The organism is Dyella sp. 01N448, assembly GCF_056399225.1.
Genome location: NZ_JBFTQX010000002.1, coordinates 120581 through 139794, shown reverse-complemented (window position 1 = coordinate 139794; position 19214 = coordinate 120581). Strand labels below are relative to the sequence as shown.

The following is a 19214-nucleotide window of genomic DNA, read 5'->3' as shown; positions in this document are numbered from 1 at the left end:
GGCGTGCGCCGTGGGTCAGGTCCTTGCGCTCGATACACTCCTGCACAGCCGCCAGGTCTGGCAAGGCCGCGCTGCGCCGCAACCGTCGGGCAGTCAGCCGACCGGCTGGGCGACGCTCGATGCTGCCTTGCCCAGCGGCGGCTGGCCCGAGCACGCGATGACCGAAATCCTGCTGCCCGCCGATGGCGTGGGTGAGCTGCATTTGTTGTTGCCTACGCTGGCGCGCCTCACCCGCGAAGGGCGTCCGGTGATGGTGATCTCGCCGCCGTACGTGCCTTATGTGGCGGGCTGGGAAGCGCGCGGCGTGGTGATGTCGAACGTAGACATCGTGCATGCGGACGAACGCGATGTGCTGTGGGCGGCCGAACAATGCCTGCGCTCGGCCAGTTGCGCCGCCGTGCTGGCGTGGCCGGTGCACGCTGATGATCGTGCCCTGCGTCGATTGCAGGTGGCGGCCGATACCGGCAAGGCGCTGGCCTTTCTGTTCCGCGATCGCCGCCATGCCGTGCAGGCGTCGCCCGCGGCATTGCGATTGGAACTGGAAAGCACGCCCAGCTGGCAGATACGCGTGCGCAAATGCCGTGGCGGCAATCCGCCGGCACAGGCGGTATCGCTAGCTTCCGGCTGGTCGTGACGCGCCATGCTCTGGGCTTGCATCTTGCTGCCGCAACTGGCGCTGGACGGTGTCCTCCGGCGACGGCCGCCGTCGGACGAACCGCTGGTGTTGGTAAGCGGTCCCGCGCAGGCTCGCATCGTCCATGCGGCCAATGCGAGCGCGCGCGCGGCGGGCATTTATCGCGGGCAACGGCTCACCGCGGCGCAAGCCTTGTTGCAGCAGTTCGCGATGGTCGAGCACGACCCGGAAGACGAAGCGCGCTGGCATCGCCTGCTCGCTGCCTGGGCGTATCGCTATAGCGCCGAGGTGGGGCTGTACGCGCACGCCGTGGTGCTGGAGGTGAGTCGCAGCCTCAACCTGTTCGGGCCATGGCCGCGTTTTGAATCGCTGCTGCGGGACGATCTGCAGGGACTGGCTTTCCGTCATCGCATCGCGCTCGCACCGACACCGCATGCGGCCTATGTGCTGGCCGGCGTGCACGACGGGCTGGCGGTGATGTCGCCGGAGATCCTGCGCGAGGCGCTGGCGCCCGTGCCGATTGCGCGTGCGCGCCTGCCGGCCGATGCCGCGCAGGGTTTGCCGTCGATGGGCATCCGCACCCTGGGCCAAGTCTTGAAGCTGCCGCGCGCAGGCCTGCAACGCCGCTTCGGCGCCGAGCTGGTGGCGCAGCTCGATCGCCTCACCGGCGACGAACCCACGCCGATGGACAGCTACCGTCCGCCCGATGCGTTCGAACAGCGCATGGAGTGGACGCACGAAATCGAGCACGTCGAGGCGCTGGTGTTTCCGCTGCGCCGTCTCACCGGCGACCTGGCGGCGTATCTCGCCGGTCGCGATGGTGGCGTGCAGCGATTCGAACTGGAACTGGAACATCGCAGCGGTCTGCCCACCTGCGTGACGGTGGGCATGCTGGCCGCCGCGCGCGATGCCACGCTGTTGTTCGACTGCGCGCGCGGACGGCTCGAACGCCTGGAATTGCACCAGCCGGTGTTGGCGATGCGGCTGGTGGCGCGCGACCTGCCGCCGTTCGTGCCGGCCGGCCGTGACCTGTTCGATACGCGGCCCACGCATGCGGTGCCGCTGGATCAGTTGCGCGAACGCCTGCGTGCACGCCTGGGCGAGCAGGCCATCCAGCATCTGCACCGCACGGTGGATCCACGCCCGGAGCGGGCGCAGTCCGATACCGCGCATGTGAAAGCGGCCACCACGCCGGAAACCTTGCCGCGCCCGACCTGGCTGCTGGCCTCGCCATGCCCGCTGCGTGGCCCGGCGCCGGAGGTGCTCGCCGGCCCCGAGCGCATCGAAACCGGCTGGTGGGATGGTGGCGACATCCGGCGCGATTACTACGTGGTGCGCACCTCGCAGGGACAGTGTGCGTGGGTGTATTGCGCGCCGGGCGAGCAGGGCAACTGGATGTTGCATGGCTGGTTCGCATGAACGACTACGCCGAACTGCATTGCCTGTCCAACTTCTCGTTCCAGCGTGGCGCGTCGAGTGCGCGCGAGTTGTTCGAGCGGGCCAAGGCCTGCGGTTATCGCGCGCTGACGATCACCGACGAATGTTCGCTCGCAGGCATCGTGCGCGCCTACGAGGCCTCGCGCGATACCGGGCTGCCGCTGATCGTCGGCGCCGAGTTCCAGATCGAGCACGGCCCGAAGCTGGTGCTGTTGTGCGAGAACCTGCAGGGCTATACCTCGCTGTGTGCGCTGATCACGCGCGGTCGGCGCGTGGCGGAGAAGGGCACGTATCGTGTAACGCGCGACGACTTTGCCGACGGCCTGCCCGGCACACTGGCCTTGTGGTTGCCGCAGGCCGAGCTGCAGCAGGCGCATGGTGAGTGGCTGCGCTCGTTGTTCGAGGGGCGATTGTGGCTGGCGGTCGAGCTGCATCGCGGCCCCGACGACGACCGCCGTTTCGCCCGGCTGCAGATGCTGGCCGATGCACTGCAGCTGCCGATGGTGGCCGCGGGCGACGTACACATGCATATACGCCGCCGCCGTGCCTTGCAGGATGTGATGACGGCGATCCGCCACCATCGCACCGTGGCCGATGCCGGCGACCTGTTGTTTCCCAATGGCGAGCGACATCTGCGAACGCGTGCGGCCTTGTCTGCGATCTATCCCGACGAACTGATGGCCGAAAGCGTACGCATCGCCGAACGCTGCCAGTTCGTGATGACCGACCTGAGCTATCGCTATCCCGCCGAACTGGTGCCGGAAGGGCATACGCCGACCACGTGGCTGCGCCAGCTCACCGAAGAAGGCGTGCGCTGGCGCTGGCCGCAGGGCGAGCCATCCAAGGTGAGAGAGCAGATCGAGTACGAGCTGAAGCTGGTCGAGCAGCTCAAGTACGAGTCGTACTTCCTGACCGTGCAGGAGATCGTGAGCTTCGCGCGCGGCAAGGACATCCTGTGCCAGGGCCGCGGTTCGGCCGCCAATTCGGCGGTTTGCTACGCGCTGGGCGTGACGGCGGTGGATCCGGCCACGACCACGCTGCTGGTCGAGCGTTTTATTTCCGCCGAACGCAACGAGCCGCCGGATATCGATATCGACTTCGAGCACGAGCGGCGCGAAGAAGTCATCCAGCATATCTACGAGAAATACGGCCGCGAGCGTGCCGCGCTGGCCGCCACCGTGATCTGCTATCGAGGCCGCAGCGCGGTACGCGATGTGGCACGCGTGCTCGGCCTGCCATCGGATCAGATCGACCTGTTGTCGCGCACCTTCGCCTGGCAGGACGGCGACGATCCGCTGGACGGCCGCCTGCGCGAACGCGGCTTCGATCCGGATAGTCCCGTGTTGCGGCGGGTGATGGCGCTCACCGAAGAGCTGATGGATTTTCCGCGCCACCTGTCCCAGCACGTGGGTGGCTTTGTCATTTCCGACCAGCCGCTATCGCATCTGGTGCCGGTGGAAAATGCCTCGATGCCCGACCGCACCATCATCCAGTGGGACAAGGATGATCTGGACACCATGCGCCTGCTCAAGGTCGATTGCCTGGCGCTGGGTATGCTCACCTGTATCCGGAAATGTCTCGATCTATTGAAGGGTCATCACGGCCGCGTGGAAACGCTGGCATCGATTCCGCCGGATGATCCGCCTACCTATGAACTGATCCAGCGCGCCGACACCATCGGCGTGTTCCAGATCGAATCGCGCGCGCAGATGGCGATGCTGCCGCGGCATCGGCCGGAGAATTTCTACGACCTGGTGATCCAGGTGGCGATCGTGCGGCCGGGTCCGATCCAGGGCGACATGGTGCATCCGTATCTGCGCCGCAAGCGTGGCGAGGAGCCGATCACTTATCCGTCGGAAGCCTTGAAGGATGTGTTCGAGCGCACGCTCGGCGTGCCCTTGTTCCAGGAGCAGGTGATGAAGCTGGCGATCGTCGCGGCGGAATACTCGCCCGGCGAGGCCGACCAGTTGCGTCGTTCGATGGCGGCATGGCGACGCAACGGCGATATGGAGATCCATCGCCAGAAACTGATGGCCGGCATGCTGAAGAACGGTTTCACGCCGGATTTTGCCGCGCGCCTGTTCGAGCAGATCAAGGGTTTTGGCTCCTACGGTTTTCCCGAAAGCCATGCGGCCAGCTTTGCACTATTGGTGTATGCCAGCTGCTGGCTCAAATGCCATTACCGCGCGGCTTTCATGTGCGCCTTGCTTAACGCGCAGCCGATGGGTTTCTACGGTCCGAGCCAGATCGTGCAGGACACCCAGCGCCATGGCATCAAGGTGCGGCCGGTGGATGTGCGCCACAGCGACTGGGACAACACGCTCGAAGCCGACGACGCCTCGCGCGGCGGCTACGCCTTGCGGCTCGGCCTGCGGCAAGTGCGCGGCTGCCGCGAGGAGGTGATGACGCAACTGATGGCGGCGCGTGCACGCCGGCCGTTCGAAGACGTGGCCGACCTGTGTGCGCGCGCCGGACTCAATAAGCAACAGCAGGATGCGCTGGCCGAGGCGGATGCATTACGCGGCCTGGCCGGCCATCGTCATCGTGCGCGCTGGGCCATGGCGGGCATCGAGGCGCAGCTGCCCTTGTTCGGCAACACCAGTCCGGTGGAAGAAGAGGTCGTGCTGCCGCCACCATCGCAAGGTGAAAGCACGCTGGCCGATTACGCGCGCATGGGGCTCAGTCTGGGGCCGCATCCGCTGCAGCAGATCCGTGCGCGCCTGCGCGCGGCGCGCTGCCTGGATTCGAAGAGCCTGCACCTGCGTCCGCATGCCAGCAAAGTGCGCGCGGCCGGGCTGGTGACGCAGCGCCAGCGTCCGCAGACGGCCAGTGGCGTCACCTTCATCACCATGGAAGACGAGTTCGGACCCATCAACGTGGTGGTGTGGAGTCACGTGGCCGAACGTCAGCGCCGCATCTTTCTCGAGTCGCGCCTGCTGGGCGTGGATGGGCGCTGGGAACACGCGGACGGCGTAAGCCATCTCATCGCCGATCGACTCATCGACCTGAGCGAGTTGCTGGGTTCGCTGGACAGCCGTTCGCGCGATTTCCACTGATCCGTTGCACGATCAGGCGGCGGAGCGACCGATCGATGCGCCGCCATCGACATACAACGTCTGCCCGGTGATAAAGCTGGCGCCATCAGACAGCAGGAACTCCACGGTCGCCGCCAATTCGTCCGGCTTGCCCAGGCGCTTCATCGGCACCACCGAGAGAAAGCGTTGCTCGGCTTCGCTGCCTTCGGGCGTGTTCGCGCGGAACAGTTCCGTTTCCGTCGGACCCGGCGCCACTGCATTCACGGTGATGCCGCTTTCCGCGAGCTCCAGGCCCCAGGTGCGGGTGAAACTGTTCACCGCAGCCTTGGCGGCTGCATACGACGTGCGATTCGCATAACCCAGCGCGACGAAGCTGGTGATATTCACCACGCGGCCCCAGCCCTTGGCACGCATCTGCGGCAGCAGCGCCTGCACGGTCTGGATGGTGGGCACGAGGTTGACGCGCAGGATGTCGTCGAGATCGTTGAGGTCTACCTCGTCGATTGGCGCCACACGCACATAGCCGACGTTGTTGACCACGCCGTCGAAGGAATATTGCTCGACCAGCGCCTTGAGCGCCTTGGCGGTGGCTGCGCGGTCGCCAAGATCGACGGACACCAGGGTGCCCGGGAAGTCCGGCTCGTCGATGTTACGCGCCAGGCCGACGACGTGATGTCCTGCGTTGGCGAGACGTTGGGAAATAGCGCGGCCGATGCCCTTGGTGGCGCCGGTGATGAGGAAAGTGCGGGGTGACATGAGGGGTAGTTCCAGAGGGGAGTGGGGATGTTGTTCAGCGGTGTTTCGCGATGCCGGCGGCTTTCAGCGCCGTGGCTACGGCAGCCGTCATCGTGGTGCGATCGGGATCGACGCGGGCCATCACGCGCAGGCCGAGCATGACGGTCAGGAGATGCGCGGAAGCTTCCGCTGCGGAAACGGATGAGGGCACTTCACCGCTGCGGCGGGCGGCCAGCAGGCAGCGACGGAAAAAGGCGCGGATGGCGTCGATTTCGGCAGCAATCGCAGCGCGCAGTTCGGGCGCTTCGGGCGTGGCCTCCAGCGCCGAGTTCACCAGGAAACAGCCGCGCTGCTGCTTATCGGACAGCGAGCGCTCGATCACTTCATGGAAGAACGCGGCGATCGCCTCGCTGGGTGCCAGAGTCTTCTCCAGGCGGTCGATGCGCTCGCGGAGCGTTGCATCCAGGTAGTGCTCCAAGGCCCGTTGAAACAGCGCCTGCTTGTCGCCGAACGCGTTGTACAGGCTGGTTACCGTCAAGCCGGTGCGCTGTGCCAGGTCGCGCGTAGTGGTGGCCTCATAGCCACGCGCCCAGAAAGCCTCGGCAACGGCTTCCAGGGTCTTCTGTTCGTCAAATTCGCGTGGGCGGGCCATAACGCACCTTCGTTCTGTATCGATCGAGACAATAATATGTATCGACCGATACAGAATTCAAGTGCCGCCCCCGCAAGAGGCGCCCAAGGGCGGCGGCGTCAGGCGGCGTTGGCGCGCCAGCGGTTGTAGGTGAAGCCGATGGCCAGCATCAAGGCCACGGCCAGCTGCGCCAGCAGCGACTGCCAGGTGGGATAGATGCCCAGCAGGTCGATGGACGGCACCGGGGCCACAGTGACGGCGGTCCATCCCGCTTCCTGCAGTGCCGCCACACCCTTGCCGGTCAGCACGATCGCCAGTACGGCGATCACCAGCGAACTCACCGAGAAGAACAGGCCCAGCGGCAGGCGCTGGCTGGTGCGCAGCAAAACCCAGGCGATGAAGCCCAGGATGATGGCGCCCACCACGATGCCAGCAAGCAACCACTGTCCCTGGCCTTCGTTCCACAGTGCCGTGTAGAACAGGATGGTTTCGAAGACTTCGCGATAGACCGAGATAAAGGTCAGGCCGAACACGAACCACGCTGAGCGACGATCGAGCGCCGTGGCCATCTTCGCCTTCAGATAAGACTGCCAGCGGCCGCCGATGCTCTTCTGGTGCATCCACAAGCCAACCGCAAGCAGCACGCCCGCGGCAAACAACGACGACAGGCCTTCGGTGAGCTCGCGGCTGGCGCCACTGATCGAGATGAAATAGCTCGCCACCGCCCAGGTGGCAGCGCCTGCCAGCAGCGCGAGCAGCCAGCCCGCGTGCACATAGCGGGTGGCGTCGTGCCGATCGGCCTTGCGCAGGAAGGCCAGCAGCGCCACGACCACAAGCAAGGCTTCCAGCCCCTCGCGGACCAGGATGGTGAGCGCGCCGATGAAGGTCGTCATCGGGCTGGCCGTGCCTTCCATCAGCAGCGACTGCGCTTGCGCAAGCAGTTGGTCCACCGCGTGCGCCTGCGTGGTCACCGCATCGCCTGCCGCGGACTGCGACAGCGAGGTGCGATAGGCGCCCATGGCGGTTTCGATGCGTGCGCGCAACGCTGCATCGCGTGTATCCAGTCGCGCCTCCATGGGTTCGACGCCATCGAGATAAGCCGAGAGCGCGAGCTGTCGCGCTTCTTCAGGCTTGCCTCTGCGATACGCCTCTACGCTGTCGGCGACGCGAGTGCGCGCCAGTGGAATCCCGGCCAGGGCCTCGTGCACGGCCTCGGGATGCGCGCGCAAGTAGCCGACGATGAGGCGTGCCTGGCTTGGTCCGATCAGGTCGGAAAGGCCGGAAACGCGTGCGCGCGCCAGTTCGCTGGGCGATGCGATGGCGCCGCGGGCTTGTTGATCCTTGCGCCATGCCTGTTCGCCTTGCGCGCTCGCCTCGGGATAGGCGAGGGTGCCGACGAAATAGGCAAGCGACCAGCGGTCGTCGCTGGAGAGCGTCTGTGCGTAGCTGGCCATCGGCGTGCCGGCGACGCCCTGGGTGATCACTTCATAGAGCGACAAGGCACTGCGTTGATCGGCGCGCGATGCGTCGGTGAAATCGATGGGCCGCGGTGACAGCTGCAGTCCCGCCGGACCATCGCCATGTCCACTCGCGCCGTGGCAGAGAGCACACTGCGTCTGATAGAGCGCCGCTCCGCGCGCAAGCTCCGGTGCCTTGGTCGGTGCGGTGGGAATGGGATAGGCCTGCAGCAAGGTGTCGGTCAGCGCGTGCGCCTGATGGGCGACCTCGGACTCCGGTGCCTTGGCGTCGATCAGCTCCACCAGCTTGTCGGCTTGTTCGCGCAGGACGGGCGAGGCGGAGCTGGGCGGCAATGCGGTCACGCGATCGCGCGCATGGCGCGCGAACTCGCGCATCTCGTCGTATTCCGACGCGCTTACCACCTCGCCATGTTTGACCGCGCCCGCGTAATCCGCGGCGAGGTAATCGAGCATTTGCCAGGTCTGCGGCACGCTGGCCGCGGGATCGTTGGCGTCCGCCTGGGCGTGGGCGGGCGGCGAGGCCAGGCCCAGCAGGAGGATCAGGAACGGGAGTGCGCGCAGCACATCACAAATGCGATTGATTCTCATCTGTGCAGTGTACTCTGACTCAGCGCCGTTGCGTCGTTCGTGCCGGCAAACGCGGCGTTCGGTTGCGTCAGGAGATGATGTGCAAGGGACCCAGCACCCGCGAGGGGTGGTCGACCGACAAGCGTCCGTGACCCAGGCCCATGCTGAGGCCCTGCGCCACGCGTTCGGCGGTGCCGATGAACAGCTCGGCCGCCGGCGTGTCGAAGACCTCGCGCGCGGTTTCCCGCCACAACGCCAGCCAGCGATGAAACAGGTGCTGCGGGAACGCGGGCAGGGCGCGATGCACGCCCATCGGGTTGCCGTGATAACGCCCCGAGCGCAACACCAGGGACGACCAGAAGTCGCGCAACAGCACTTTGTGCGCCGGCCAGTCGTGGACGGCCGCGTTGAACACGGGGCCCAGCTCGGCGTCCGCGCGCACCTTGTCGTAGAAGCGGTCGATCAGGGTGGCAATGCCGATGTCGTTGGCAGCGGGAAAAAGTGCCATGAGATGAAATCCATGCTGCGGAGCCTGCCTGCCTTGGGGACGGCGCGGAGCTCCATGATCGGGCTGATTCTGGTCGTCTTTGCCACACCGGTCGATGGATCGATTGCCGCATGCGTCGCACGCGGCCCTGGACCGTGGGGCATCCAATGACTTAAAGCACGGGTGTGGCATGGCGGCCGAGCGCATGCTTCACGGCATCGCCGGAGGGATGCCATGTTCAAGCGATCCATCGTATCGGGACTGATTGCCGCAGCGACCATCGTGCCGCTGCACGCGGCCGAAGCGCCGACCGCCTTGCGCGACGAGCTGGTGCAGACCACGCAGAAGCTGATGGACGCGCTACCCACAGGCGACAAAACCATCTGGGAAAAGGCGGTCACCGACGATGCGGTGATGATCGACGAGTTTGGCCGCGTCGCCAGCAAGGCCGAAACCATCGCCTCGCTGCACCCCTTTCCCGCCGGCATCACCGGCAGCATGGAGATGCGCGATCCGCACGCCTGGGTGCATGGCGACAGCGCCTTGCTCAGCGTGGAGCAGTACGAGCGCGAAACGTATTTCGGGCAAAGCTTCGTCGTGCGCTATCGCGCCCTGCTCACCTTCGTGAAGCAGGGCGGCGAGTGGAAGGTGGCCGGCTTCGAGGATGTGACCATTCCCACCGCGCCGCCGAAGATCGACGTGCCGGGTCTTGTGCTGAATGATTACGCGGGCACCTATCGTTTCGCGCCGAATCGCGCATGGACGGTCTCGGTGGATCATGGCGTGCTCAGCTATGTCACGCGCGCAGGCGGGCCGGCCAATACCTTGCAGCCGGTGGCGAAGGACGTATTCATGGGCACGGATGACGAACGCAACCTGCTGGTGTTCCAGCGCGATGCCAACGGAAAAATCACCGCGCTGATCGAGCGACGCAAGTTCAACGATCTGCGCCTCAACAGGGAAGGCTGAGCGCGTCCCATCGGCGCACACTCCATTGACTCATCGCACGCAAGGAGCAGACGTGAATTCGCAACCAAGCGCCAAGGCGCCGCTCGAAGACCTGAAGGTGCCGGTCAAGCTGAAGCTCGCCGGGCTGTGGACGAGCCTCATGTTCCTTTACATCTACGTCGATTACTTCGGCCTCTACCAGCCCGGCAATCTGCAGGACATGCTGAAGGGAAACATGGGGCCGCTCGGTCCCACCACGCAGGGCGTTCTGCTGGGTACGTCACTGCTCATGGCCGTACCCAGCCTGATGATTTTTCTTTCGCTGGTGATGAAGCCGATGTTGAGTCGCGTGCTCAATATCTTCCTGGGCCTGGTCTACGCCATCATCATGCTCGTCACCATGCCGGGTGCCTGGACGTTCTACCTGGTGATGGGCGCCATCGAGATCGCGCTGTCCCTGCTTATCGTCTGGCATGCCTGGACGTGGCCCCGCCTGGCTACGGGTTGAACGATCGACGGCGAAGCCTCAGCCCGGCCAAGCCGAATGGAGGATGACGCTGCAGAAGTTGCCGCGATGGAAGTGCGGCTCCTTCAGGGCCATCACGTCGGCTTTGACATTGCCGAAGGTCGTGTCGGGCTTGTGGCGTATGCCCTGGTAGAACGCCTCGATGATGTCCTGCTTGAACTGCGCGCTGCGGGGATGCGCTTCCACCACGGTGGCGCGATCGCCAGCGGCGACATTCGAAAAGCCCAGTCCGAGCACATCCATTTCCACGCCGGCGGTGAGCAGGGCGATTTCCGGGCGCATGAATTCGGGAATGCCCGGCGTGGTGTGCAGCGCGATCGAGGTCCACACCAGTTCGATGCTCTGCTGGGGAATGCCGTGACGGCGCAGGAAGTCCGCGGCCGCGCTGGCGCCATCCACTTCGAATCGATGGTCCGGGCTGCTATGGGCGGGCATCAGTCCCATGTCGTGGAACATCGCGCCGATGTAGAGCAGTTCGGGATCGAAGCTGAGCTGCTTCTGGCGGCCGGTAAGCGCGCCGAACAGAAACACGCGGCGCGAATGGTGGTACAGCAGATCGGTTTCGGTATCGCGTACCAGGTCGGTGACTTCCCTGGCGAGCTGGCTGTCCGGAATGGCAACACCTGCAATCGTGGTCATGATGGATGCTCCGTGGTGGCCGGCATACGGCATGCCGCCTTCGCAGCCATTGGAACGCGAAATCCATCCGTCATGATTTGACTCAAAGCATCAAATCATGCCATTTTGTGGCCAGGACGGACGCGTGCCGGAGGCGCCCATGATCCGCACCATCGCCATCCTTGCCTTTCCCGGCGCGCAGCTGCTGGATGTATCCGGGCCGCTTGACGTATTTGCCGAAGCGAATCGACGCCTTGGCAAGACGGTTTATCAGCTGCGGGTGGTGGGCACGTCCGCGCGTGCGATCGAAAGCTCGTCCGGCGTGCGGCTGATGCCCGACCTGACCCTGCGAGATGCGCTCCCGCGCTTCGATACGGTGCTCGTGGCCGGCGCACCCGGCATGGCCCATGCGCCGACTCATCTCAATGCACTGGATTGGTTGCGGCGCGCAGCGAAGCGCAGTCGACGCTATGGGTCCGTGTGCAACGGTGCCTTGGTGCTGGCGGCCAGCGGCCTGATCGAGGGGCGTCGAATCACCACCCATTGGGGCGTGGTCGACGTGATGCGCGAGCGCTATCCGCAGATCCAGGTCGAACCCGATGCGCTTTATCTGCGCGATGGTCCGGTATGCACCGCCGCTGGCGTGACCGCGGGCATGGATCTCGCGCTCGCCCTGGTCGAGGAGGATCTCGGCCGCGAGGTGGCGATGCAGGTGGCCAGTGAGCTGGTGATGTTCTTCAAGCGTCCCGGCGGGCAACTGCAGTTCAGTCGTCATGGCGAAGCCGAGCTGGCGGGACATGCCGCCATCCAGGAGCTGCAGCGCTGGATTGGCGCCCATCCCGGCGAGGACCACTCGGTGGCGGCATTGGCGCAGCGTGCGGGCTTGAGTCCACGTCATTTCGCGCGCGTGTTCCATCAGGAAGTGGGCGTGCCGCCTGCGGAGTACGTGGAACAGGTGCGGGTGGAAGCGGCACGTCGACTGCTCGAACTGGGACAGGAACCGCCCAAGCGCGTGGCCAGCTTGTGCGGCTACGCGGATGCCAATGGGCTGCGCCGGGCCTTCATGCGTCAAGTTGGCGTGACGCCGGCGGACTATCGGCGCATGCATCGACCGGCTGCCGTCACTGAGGAGTGAACGACTCAGCGACTGCGCGAACGATATTTCAGAAAGCGCAGCGTGGCGCTTTCCAGCTTTCTCGGTTGATGCGCCACTGACGCAGGTACCAGGCGCTGCAGACTGCCATCCTTCCATCCCTCGAACGCCTTGGGGTGGATATACGACGTGCGGCAGACCTTGGGCGTGTTGCGCAGCGCGTCGGCCACCTCACGGACGACCAGGTTGATCGCTTCCTGCAGCTCGCGCTCGCTGGCGTCGGCCGGCATGGGCTGCTCGGCAAGCAGGCCGATCGCCATCACCGTACCGGCCCAGGTGCGAAAATCCTTGGCGGTGAAATCGCCGCCGCTGGCCTCGTGCAGGTAGTCGTTGACCATGCCCGAGTCGACGGCATGGCGCTTGCCGTCATCGTCGACGTATTGAAACAGGCGCTGTCCCGGCAGCTGCTGGACGCGTCGCAACAGGCGAGCCAGGCGTTTATTGCTGAGCGTCACGTCGCTCTGCTGTCCGCTTTTGGCGCGAAAAATAAGGTGCAGCTTGCCGGCTTCCGTGCGCAGGTGGCGCGAGCGCAACGTGGTGAGGCCGTAACTGCCGTTGTCCGTGGCATAGGCCTCGTTGCCCACGCGGATCAGCGTTTCATCCAGTAGCCGCACCAGCAGCGCCAACACTTTTTGCTTGGGCCAGCCGGGCAACGCGAGATCGAGACGAACGCGTCGCCGAATGCGCGGCAGTGCAGCCCCGAATTCGGCCATATGCGAAAACTTGCCGCCATCGCGCACGCGTCGCCAGCGTGCGTGGTAGCGATACTGCTTGCGACCCTTGGCATCGCGCCCGGTGGCCTGAAGGTGGCCGCGCGGGTTGGGGCTGATCCAGACATCGACATAGGCCGGCGGAATGGCGAGCAGGCGGATGCGATCGAGCACGCGTGCCTGGGTGACCCGATGCCCGCGGGCGTCGAGATAGACGAATCCCTTGCCCTGGCGACGACGACGCAGGCCGGGTTCGTCGCCGCGCATATAGACCAGGCCTTCGGACGCGGCATCGCGTTCGGGTCGGGTGGCTGCCTGTTGGGTCGCGGTCATGCGGCGAGGCTTTCACGGGCTGCGTGAATCGCCTGATTGGCTTTTGTGACCGGGGCATGGGCTTCGACTCGGGCGATGCCTGTGTAACCATCGTGCGCATGGATGAATTTGTCATGCCCAGGATGCTCAGCAAGGGGCGTACCTTCGTCTACCTGCTGCCATGGCGGGAGCAGGACCTGGTGAAAGTCGGCTACTCACGGCAGCCGCTGGTGCGCATGCGCAACCTGCATCGACGGTTTTTCGACGTATTCGATCTGGATCGCGGCTTGCTGCTGGAAACTGAACGGCTCGCCCAGGCGCGCCAGGTGGAGCGAAGCATCCTGTTGCGGCATGCCGAACAGCGTTCGCCGGCGCCGCTGGTCATACCCGATGCGGCAGCCGGTTACAGCGAATGGCTGCGCGGCGTCTGTCCCGAAGTGACTGCCGAGTTGCAGGAGGTGTCGGTCCGCGACGACCTGCCATTGCACACGCTCAAGGACTGGCTGCAACGGTGGTTCCAGAGCCAGGGCGACGGTCTCTACGAGTGGTCGCTGCGGATGCTGGAGGCCATCGAGTACGAGGCCTTCAATGTGCCGCGCGAACTTCAACGGGGCGAGGCGGCCCGTTCGCTGGCTTATGTGATGGATGCCTGCGAGGCGGTCGACGTGCCGCTGGCGGGGCTCTTTCCGGACACGGTGCTGGCGTGGCGAAGGCAGTTTTAGGCAAGACGCCCCGCTCGCAAAAATCCCACATCGCCGTGATGAATCCGGGCTTAGGCTCCGCCCATGAAGCCCAACCGACTACGCCTGGAACGCAGCCTCGACGAACTGGACATCGAGGTGTCCTCGTTGCTGCAGGCGCATCCTTCGGCAACCGAATTCTGGCCGCGCTTCGCCGAGCTCGCCGACGAGCTGATGCAGCGCAGCGATCCGCTCGATCAGGACTGGTTGACGGCGCGCATCGGCGCCATGTTGACCACGCACGGTGTGCAGGGCTGCTATCCGATGTTCTAAGCGCTATTGCTCGACCTGGATGCGCAAGTCGTTGTCGCCACGTTCGCGGAAGGTCACCACGCGTCCGCCGATGCGTTCAAAGCCCAGGTCCAGTTGCGCGCCGCCCACCTCGAGGCCGTTGACGACCAGTCGGTCGATGCCTTGGGGCAGGCGCGGACGACGCACGTGCACGATGCCGCGGCGTCCGTCGATCTCCACGCCCAGACAGGCCTGCATCAGCATGAACATGGTGCCGGCCGCCCAGGCCTGCGGCATGCAGGCCACCGGGTAGGCCACCGGCGGTTCGCCGGCGCGGCGGGGGAAGCCGCAGAACAACTCCGGCAGACGCATGCCGAAGTACGTGGCGGCCTCAAAGGTCTCGCCGACCAGGCGCACCACATCCGCGCGCTCGCCGTACTGCGCCATGCCTGCGGCGCCCATGGCGACATCGTGCGGCCATACCGAACCGTCGTGATAAGACATGGGGTTGTAGCGCGCCTGTTCGTTCGCCAGCGTGCGGATGCCCCAGCCGCCATCGAAGGCCGCCGAACTGAGCTGGCGGATCACCTGGCGCGCCCGCTTCTTGCGCGGCAGTCCCGTGTAAAGCAGATGCCCCACGTTGGAAGCGCGCACGCGGCATAGCGAATCGTCGCCGTCGCGGGCAATCGCGTAGTTGGCCAGGTCCTCATCCCAGAACAGCTCTTCCACCGCGTGCCGCATGTCGCTGGCGCGGGTGCGCCAGCGTGTCGCGCAGTCGCTGTCGCCGCGGTGCTCGGCCAGTTTCGCCATGCTGCGCAACGCGGCATAGACATAGCCCTGCACTTCGACCAGGGCGATCGGCCCCTGCGGAATGCGGCCATCGGCGTGGAAGACCGAATCGTTGCTGTCCTTCCAGCCCTGATTGACCAGGCCGCCCTCGGCACCGCGCGCATAGGCGAGAAAACCGTGGGCATGCGCATCGCAGGTGGTTTCAATCCAGCCCATGGCAGCCTTGAGCGAGGGCCATAGCTGGTCGATGAAGGCATAGTTGGCGGTGCGTTGCGCATAGGCGCCGGCCAGCATCACGAACAGCGGCGTGCTGTCCACGCCGCCGTAGTACAGACCGAAGGGCACTTCGCCCAGTGAGGCCATTTCGCCCGAGCGCGTCTCGTGCATGATCTTGCCCGGCGCGGAATCGCGGAATGCCGAGGTTTGCGTGGCCTGTCGACTGGACAGATAAGCCAGCACGCCGCGCGCCAGACTGGGATCCACCCATAGCGTCTGCAGGGCCGTGATCAGCCCGTCGCGCCCGAACGGCGTGGAAAACCAGGGGATGCCTGCGTAAGGGTAAGGGCCGGTAGGCAGGTCAGCTACCAGCAGCGCAATATCGGCGCGCGAGCGATCCAGCCAGTTGTTGAACAGGCGTGAATTGCTCTTCAGGCAGGCGCCACGATGGCGACGGCGGCGCATGGTGGCGCGCGCTGCGGCGGCGGCGCTGCGGTAGCGTTCGCGTGTGGGTTGCAGATGCTCGTCGCCCACCTCGAGGTAAATCGAGGTGCTGCCCAATCGTGGTATGGCCAGCTCGAAGTCCGCCCGCTGCGCGGCGAGCTGATGCGGTTTTTCGGAAAACGAAATCACCGTGCTTCGCAACACTTCATCGAGCCCGCGATAACCGAGCTGGACGTGGTCGCCATGCAGCTGGGCGGGCAGTGCTTCGCCGCGCTGTTTGCGGGTCATGCCGCGCACTTCGAAGATGTCGCGAAAATCCGCATGGAAGCGCAGGCGCACCAGCACCGTCAGGTCGCTGTCGTCGAAGTTGTGCAGGTGGATCTGCTCGAACAGGCGGTTGTCCCACAGGAGCCGCGTGCGTTGCACATGGATCACGCCCGCCGGCGCCGCCTTGCCGCCGGTGGGCGGCAAGGGCTCGTTGGTGAGGTCGGCGGTGAACAGCACGTTGTCGTGGCTCACCGCGCCGCTGAGCAGGGAAGGGCGCTCGCCGCCCAGCTCGAGGATCCAGTGGGACAGCACGCGCGTGTCGTTGCGAAACATGCCCTCCGCGCCGCCCAGCATGTCGCCGCGTGCGTCGCTCACGGCAAAGCTGTGCGCCGCCTTGAGCGCAAACATCGCCCGCGTTTCGCCGATGCTGAGGCTGTCCGTTATCTCATTGGGAGTAAACGCGTCTTCATTCATCCGCTCAGGTTCCTACCGCGCGAAGATCGGCCGACTCCATCAAGGCCTGGCGGTAGACCGTCTCGTAGGCGGCCGCCATGACGTCGGCAGTGAAGCGTCGTTCGAAGACGCTACGGATACTCTTGCGGTTGAGCCTGGGAATGCGTTTGACGGCTTCGACCGCTTCGTCCTCACTGTTTACTATGAAGCCGGTCAAGCCATCGTCGACGACGCTGGGCACCGATCCGCAGTTCCATGCGATGACGGGTGTGCCGCAGGCCATCGCCTCGATCATCACCAGCCCGAACGGCTCGGGCCAGTCGATCGGGAACAACAGGGCGCGCGCGTTGCCGAGGAACGCCTCTTTCTCTGCATCGCTGATCTCGCCCACGTATTGCACCAGCGGATCGTCGAGCATCGGCGCGATATGCTCGTGGAAATACGCCTTATCCACCGCATCCACCTTGGCGGCAATGCGCAGCGGAATGCCGGCACGTCGCGCGATGGCGATCGCCCGATCCGGTCGCTTCTCCGGCGAAATGCGGCCGAGGAAGGCCAGATAGCCCTCGCCCGAGTGCGGGTGCGCACGATAGAGCTCGGCCGGAATGCCGTGGGGCACGGTGGCAAGCCAGGACGCATTCGGCATGGGCGCGCGCTGCTGCCTGGAGATGGATACCAGCGGATATTGCGGCCAGCGCGCATAGGCGTCGGCCAGATCGGACAGATCCAGGCGGCCGTGCAAGGTGGTGATGGTACGCGAGGCCACCGCTTCAAACGCCGGCAGGTGCAGCAGGTCGATATGGAAGTGCAGCACATCGAATCGATCGATCTGTCGCTGTACCTCGTGCAGCAGGGTCAGGTGCGCGGCGAGATCGGATTTCAGTGGCGATGGATCGAGCCGGATCGATTGCGCACGCGTGGCGCACAATCGCGCCCGGGTCTGGGCGTCGGCGCTGGCGAACAGGGTGACGTCGTGACCGCGTTTGACCAGGGCGTCGGTCAGATAGGCGACGATGCGCTCGGTGCCACCATAGAGTTTGGGCGGAACCGATTCATAGAGCGGTGAGATCTGGGCGATACGCACGGTCACCTCGCTGATGGCGGACGGCGCCGCGTGGCGTCATCGGTGGAAGGGTGCATCCATGCGGTAGGCCGGGCGACTGCGTTGATGCGCATCAGCCTGGCGGCTGCATGCGTCCAATCGTCGAGGCGGGTATCGCGGCGCTTGCGGTCGATGGTTTGCTTGCGCGGGGCGGTGTTGGTCCGTGCCTTCAACTTTGCGTGGTCGAAGGTGCAGCCTGCGTGGAGATGATGTTTGACGCCACCATTCTCGAAAAAACAACGGCCGCCGATTGCTCGGCGGCCGTCGCGTCGGTGCATGTGGGGCGCTGTATCAGGCCATCGCGAGAGTCGTGCCCGACGCCTTCGGCGTTGCGCCCTTGGCGGCGGGCGAGAGATCGGCAAGGCGATAACCGGCCGTCGGCAAGGTGTGCATCAAGGGATTGGCAAACGGCTTGTCGATCGCGCGACGCAAGATGTACAGGTGCGAGCGCAAGGTGTCCGAATCGGGCAGCGATTCGCCCCACACTTCGCGTTCCAGGCGGGAGCGGCTGACCACGCGGGGCGATTCGCGCATCAGGATGGCCAGCAGGCGCAATCCGATCGGCGACAAAGTGAGCTCCTGCTCGGCGCGCGTCACGCTCAGCGTGCCGGTGTCGAAGGTGAGATCACCCACCGTGAGGACTTCACGCGACACCTGGCGCCGCTCACGACGGATGAGCGTGCGCAGGCGTGCTTCCAGCTCGCGCAGATCGAATGGCTTGCACAGGTAATCGTCGGCACCGGTGTCAAGACCGGCGACCTTGTCGTCCAGGGTGTTGCGGCCGGTGAGCATCAGGATGGGCGCGGCCAGCTTGTGCTCGGTGCGCAGGCGGCGACAGACTTCCAGGCCATCCATGCCGGGCAGCATGCCGTCGAGCACGACGGCGTCGTAGTCGTTGGACGAAGCCAGGTGCAGGCCGGTGATGCCATCGTAGGCGTAATCCACCGTATAGCCCTGGCTTTCCAGGTATTCACCCGTGGCCTGCGCGTTCTGGCGATTGTCTTCCACCAGTATCACGAAACCGGATCGACGTTTCTTGGCGTGCATGTCTTTGCCCCCACTGTGCTGTACGTGGTGAATGGCCGGATCAAATCGTTCCGGTCGTGAGCCACGTGTGAAAACCTCGTTGCCGCCGCTGGGTCGAGTCAGCTGGCGTCAGGATCGCCGCGGGCTCAGTGCACCCGCGCCTCCGAAGCGGTCGAGATATCGTCCGCATTGTTGCGTTTGAACACGTCCTTGGCGACATCCTTTTGCTTGCCGCTTTCCGTGTGCACGGAAATGAGGATGTTCCCCTCGCGGATCTTCGCGTCGTAGCGCTTGGCTTCGAACTCCGGCATGCCCAGACCCACCAGACTGCCGACCACGCCGCCGGTGGCGGTGCCGACGGCCGCGCCGCTGAGTGCGGCCATGATCGGGCCGGCTGCGATAAATGGCCCGACGCCCGGTATCGCCAACGCGCCGACGCCAGCCAGCCAACCCAGTGCAGCGCCGACGCCCATGCCGGCGATGCCGCCCGCGGTCGCGCCCTCCGGCGCCTTGGTGTTGTGCTCGTGGGCGAAGTCCTTGGTGCCCCGGCGATCCGGCAGCAGGGCGGAAATATCGTTATTGGTGAACCCGGCCTGCTTGAGTTCCAGCAGGATCACTTCAGCCTGCTCCGAGGTGCGGGCCATGCAATAGACGGACGTTTGCATGCAGGAGTCT

General features: G+C 65.3%; 18 protein-coding genes. 8 read left to right on the top strand and 10 right to left on the bottom strand.

Annotation, left to right across the window (positions count from 1 at the left end; translation table 11 throughout):
• Positions 1 to 10 precede the first annotated feature (10 nt).
• From imuA to AC1DKY_RS03085, 3 genes are read left to right on the top strand one after another with little or no spacing between them, the layout of a single operon-like run.
• Positions 11 to 634 (top strand): translesion DNA synthesis-associated protein ImuA, encoded by a 624-nt coding sequence (imuA, locus tag AC1DKY_RS03095; RefSeq protein ID WP_441602258.1) that lies wholly within the window; start codon positions 11 to 13, stop codon positions 632 to 634.
• 6 nt (positions 635 to 640) lie between these two features.
• Entirely contained in the window at positions 641 to 2053 is a 1413-nt protein-coding gene (locus AC1DKY_RS03090; RefSeq protein WP_441602257.1) for a Y-family DNA polymerase, read from the top strand.
• Complete coding sequence (locus AC1DKY_RS03085) at positions 2050 to 5127, top strand: error-prone DNA polymerase (protein WP_441602256.1); 3078 nt, start codon at positions 2050 to 2052, stop codon at positions 5125 to 5127. Before AC1DKY_RS03090 ends, AC1DKY_RS03085 begins: the two co-directional genes overlap by 4 nt.
• Positions 5128 to 5139: 12 nt before the next feature.
• On the opposite strand, the gene AC1DKY_RS03080 is transcribed toward AC1DKY_RS03085, so the two are convergent.
• The 4 genes from AC1DKY_RS03080 to AC1DKY_RS03065 form a co-directional block, all read right to left on the bottom strand.
• Positions 5140 to 5862: an SDR family oxidoreductase gene (locus AC1DKY_RS03080; protein WP_441602255.1), complete on the bottom strand. Its 723-nt coding sequence runs from the start codon at positions 5860 to 5862 to the stop codon at positions 5140 to 5142.
• A 34-nt stretch (positions 5863 to 5896) separates the two neighbouring features.
• Positions 5897 to 6493 (bottom strand): TetR/AcrR family transcriptional regulator, encoded by a 597-nt coding sequence (locus AC1DKY_RS03075; RefSeq protein ID WP_441602254.1) that lies wholly within the window; start codon positions 6491 to 6493, stop codon positions 5897 to 5899.
• Positions 6494 to 6591: 98 nt separating this feature from the next.
• Positions 6592 to 8514 carry an FTR1 family protein gene (locus AC1DKY_RS03070; RefSeq protein WP_441602253.1) on the bottom strand — a complete coding sequence of 641 codons (1923 nt, stop codon included), beginning with the start codon at positions 8512 to 8514 and terminating at the stop codon, positions 6592 to 6594.
• 91 nt (positions 8515 to 8605) lie between these two features.
• Positions 8606 to 9025, bottom strand: coding sequence for a group III truncated hemoglobin (locus tag AC1DKY_RS03065; protein ID WP_441602252.1), 420 nt, complete (start codon positions 9023 to 9025; stop codon positions 8606 to 8608).
• Positions 9026 to 9238: 213 nt separating this feature from the next.
• Between AC1DKY_RS03065 and AC1DKY_RS03060 the strand changes: the two genes are divergently transcribed.
• Both AC1DKY_RS03060 and AC1DKY_RS03055 read left to right on the top strand, forming a co-directional pair.
• Complete coding sequence (locus tag AC1DKY_RS03060) at positions 9239 to 9973, top strand: nuclear transport factor 2 family protein (RefSeq protein WP_441602251.1); 735 nt, start codon at positions 9239 to 9241, stop codon at positions 9971 to 9973.
• A 52-nt stretch (positions 9974 to 10025) separates the two neighbouring features.
• Positions 10026 to 10460 carry a DUF6326 family protein gene (locus tag AC1DKY_RS03055; RefSeq protein ID WP_441602250.1) on the top strand — a complete coding sequence of 145 codons (435 nt, stop codon included), beginning with the start codon at positions 10026 to 10028 and terminating at the stop codon, positions 10458 to 10460.
• Between the two features lie 18 nt (positions 10461 to 10478).
• Here AC1DKY_RS03055 and AC1DKY_RS03050 read toward each other — a convergent pair whose 3' ends face one another.
• Complete coding sequence (locus AC1DKY_RS03050; RefSeq protein ID WP_441602249.1) at positions 10479 to 11117, bottom strand: HD domain-containing protein; 639 nt, start codon at positions 11115 to 11117, stop codon at positions 10479 to 10481.
• Positions 11118 to 11256: 139 nt separating this feature from the next.
• Here AC1DKY_RS03050 and AC1DKY_RS03045 point away from each other — a divergent pair, with 139 nt between their 5' ends.
• On the top strand, positions 11257 to 12231 hold the full coding sequence (locus tag AC1DKY_RS03045; protein ID WP_441602248.1) for a GlxA family transcriptional regulator: 975 nt from the start codon (positions 11257 to 11259) through the stop codon (positions 12229 to 12231).
• Between the two features lie 5 nt (positions 12232 to 12236).
• Here AC1DKY_RS03045 and AC1DKY_RS03040 read toward each other — a convergent pair whose 3' ends face one another.
• Complete coding sequence (locus tag AC1DKY_RS03040; RefSeq protein ID WP_441602247.1) at positions 12237 to 13292, bottom strand: DNA topoisomerase IB; 1056 nt, start codon at positions 13290 to 13292, stop codon at positions 12237 to 12239.
• 23 nt (positions 13293 to 13315) lie between these two features.
• Here AC1DKY_RS03040 and AC1DKY_RS03035 point away from each other — a divergent pair, with 23 nt between their 5' ends.
• Both AC1DKY_RS03035 and AC1DKY_RS03030 read left to right on the top strand, forming a co-directional pair.
• Entirely contained in the window at positions 13316 to 13993 is a 678-nt protein-coding gene (locus AC1DKY_RS03035; protein ID WP_441602246.1) for a GIY-YIG nuclease family protein, read from the top strand.
• 63 nt (positions 13994 to 14056) lie between these two features.
• Positions 14057 to 14284 (top strand): hypothetical protein, encoded by a 228-nt coding sequence (locus tag AC1DKY_RS03030; protein WP_441602245.1) that lies wholly within the window; start codon positions 14057 to 14059, stop codon positions 14282 to 14284.
• A gap of 3 nt (positions 14285 to 14287) precedes the next feature.
• Here AC1DKY_RS03030 and AC1DKY_RS03025 read toward each other — a convergent pair whose 3' ends face one another.
• The 4 genes from AC1DKY_RS03025 to AC1DKY_RS03010 all read right to left on the bottom strand — a co-directional run bounded on the left by AC1DKY_RS03025 (position 14288) and on the right by AC1DKY_RS03010 (position 19204).
• Entirely contained in the window at positions 14288 to 16432 is a 2145-nt protein-coding gene (locus AC1DKY_RS03025; RefSeq protein WP_441602244.1) for an amylo-alpha-1,6-glucosidase, read from the bottom strand.
• 4 nt (positions 16433 to 16436) lie between these two features.
• Complete coding sequence (locus tag AC1DKY_RS03020) at positions 16437 to 17495, bottom strand: glycosyltransferase family 4 protein (RefSeq protein WP_441602243.1); 1059 nt, start codon at positions 17493 to 17495, stop codon at positions 16437 to 16439.
• A 309-nt stretch (positions 17496 to 17804) separates the two neighbouring features.
• Positions 17805 to 18560: a response regulator transcription factor gene (locus tag AC1DKY_RS03015; RefSeq protein ID WP_441602242.1), complete on the bottom strand. Its 756-nt coding sequence runs from the start codon at positions 18558 to 18560 to the stop codon at positions 17805 to 17807.
• Positions 18561 to 18685: 125 nt separating this feature from the next.
• Entirely contained in the window at positions 18686 to 19204 is a 519-nt protein-coding gene (locus AC1DKY_RS03010; protein ID WP_441602241.1) for a hypothetical protein, read from the bottom strand.
• Positions 19205 to 19214: the final 10 nt, after the last annotated feature.

Bases quoted from the DNA above. Each gene is read 5' to 3' on its own strand.
- AC1DKY_RS03090 (WP_441602257.1), top strand. From the start codon at position 641: ATGCTCTGGGCTTGCATCTTGCTGCCGCAACTGGCGCTGGACGGTGTC.
- AC1DKY_RS03085 (WP_441602256.1), top strand. From the start codon at position 2,050: ATGAACGACTACGCCGAACTGCATTGCCTGTCCAACTTCTCGTTCCAG.
- AC1DKY_RS03080 (WP_441602255.1), bottom strand. From the start codon at position 5,862: ATGTCACCCCGCACTTTCCTCATCACCGGCGCCACCAAGGGCATCGGC.
- AC1DKY_RS03075 (WP_441602254.1), bottom strand. From the start codon at position 6,493: ATGGCCCGCCCACGCGAATTTGACGAACAGAAGACCCTGGAAGCCGTT.
- AC1DKY_RS03065 (WP_441602252.1), bottom strand. From the start codon at position 9,025: ATGGCACTTTTTCCCGCTGCCAACGACATCGGCATTGCCACCCTGATC.
- AC1DKY_RS03060 (WP_441602251.1), top strand. From the start codon at position 9,239: ATGTTCAAGCGATCCATCGTATCGGGACTGATTGCCGCAGCGACCATC.
- AC1DKY_RS03050 (WP_441602249.1), bottom strand. From the start codon at position 11,117: ATGACCACGATTGCAGGTGTTGCCATTCCGGACAGCCAGCTCGCCAGG.
- AC1DKY_RS03045 (WP_441602248.1), top strand. From the start codon at position 11,257: ATGATCCGCACCATCGCCATCCTTGCCTTTCCCGGCGCGCAGCTGCTG.
- AC1DKY_RS03040 (WP_441602247.1), bottom strand. From the start codon at position 13,292: ATGACCGCGACCCAACAGGCAGCCACCCGACCCGAACGCGATGCCGCG.
- AC1DKY_RS03030 (WP_441602245.1), top strand. From the start codon at position 14,057: ATGAAGCCCAACCGACTACGCCTGGAACGCAGCCTCGACGAACTGGAC.
- AC1DKY_RS03025 (WP_441602244.1), bottom strand. From the start codon at position 16,432: ATGAATGAAGACGCGTTTACTCCCAATGAGATAACGGACAGCCTCAGC.
- AC1DKY_RS03015 (WP_441602242.1), bottom strand. From the start codon at position 18,560: ATGCACGCCAAGAAACGTCGATCCGGTTTCGTGATACTGGTGGAAGAC.
- AC1DKY_RS03010 (WP_441602241.1), bottom strand. From the start codon at position 19,204: ATGCAAACGTCCGTCTATTGCATGGCCCGCACCTCGGAGCAGGCTGAA.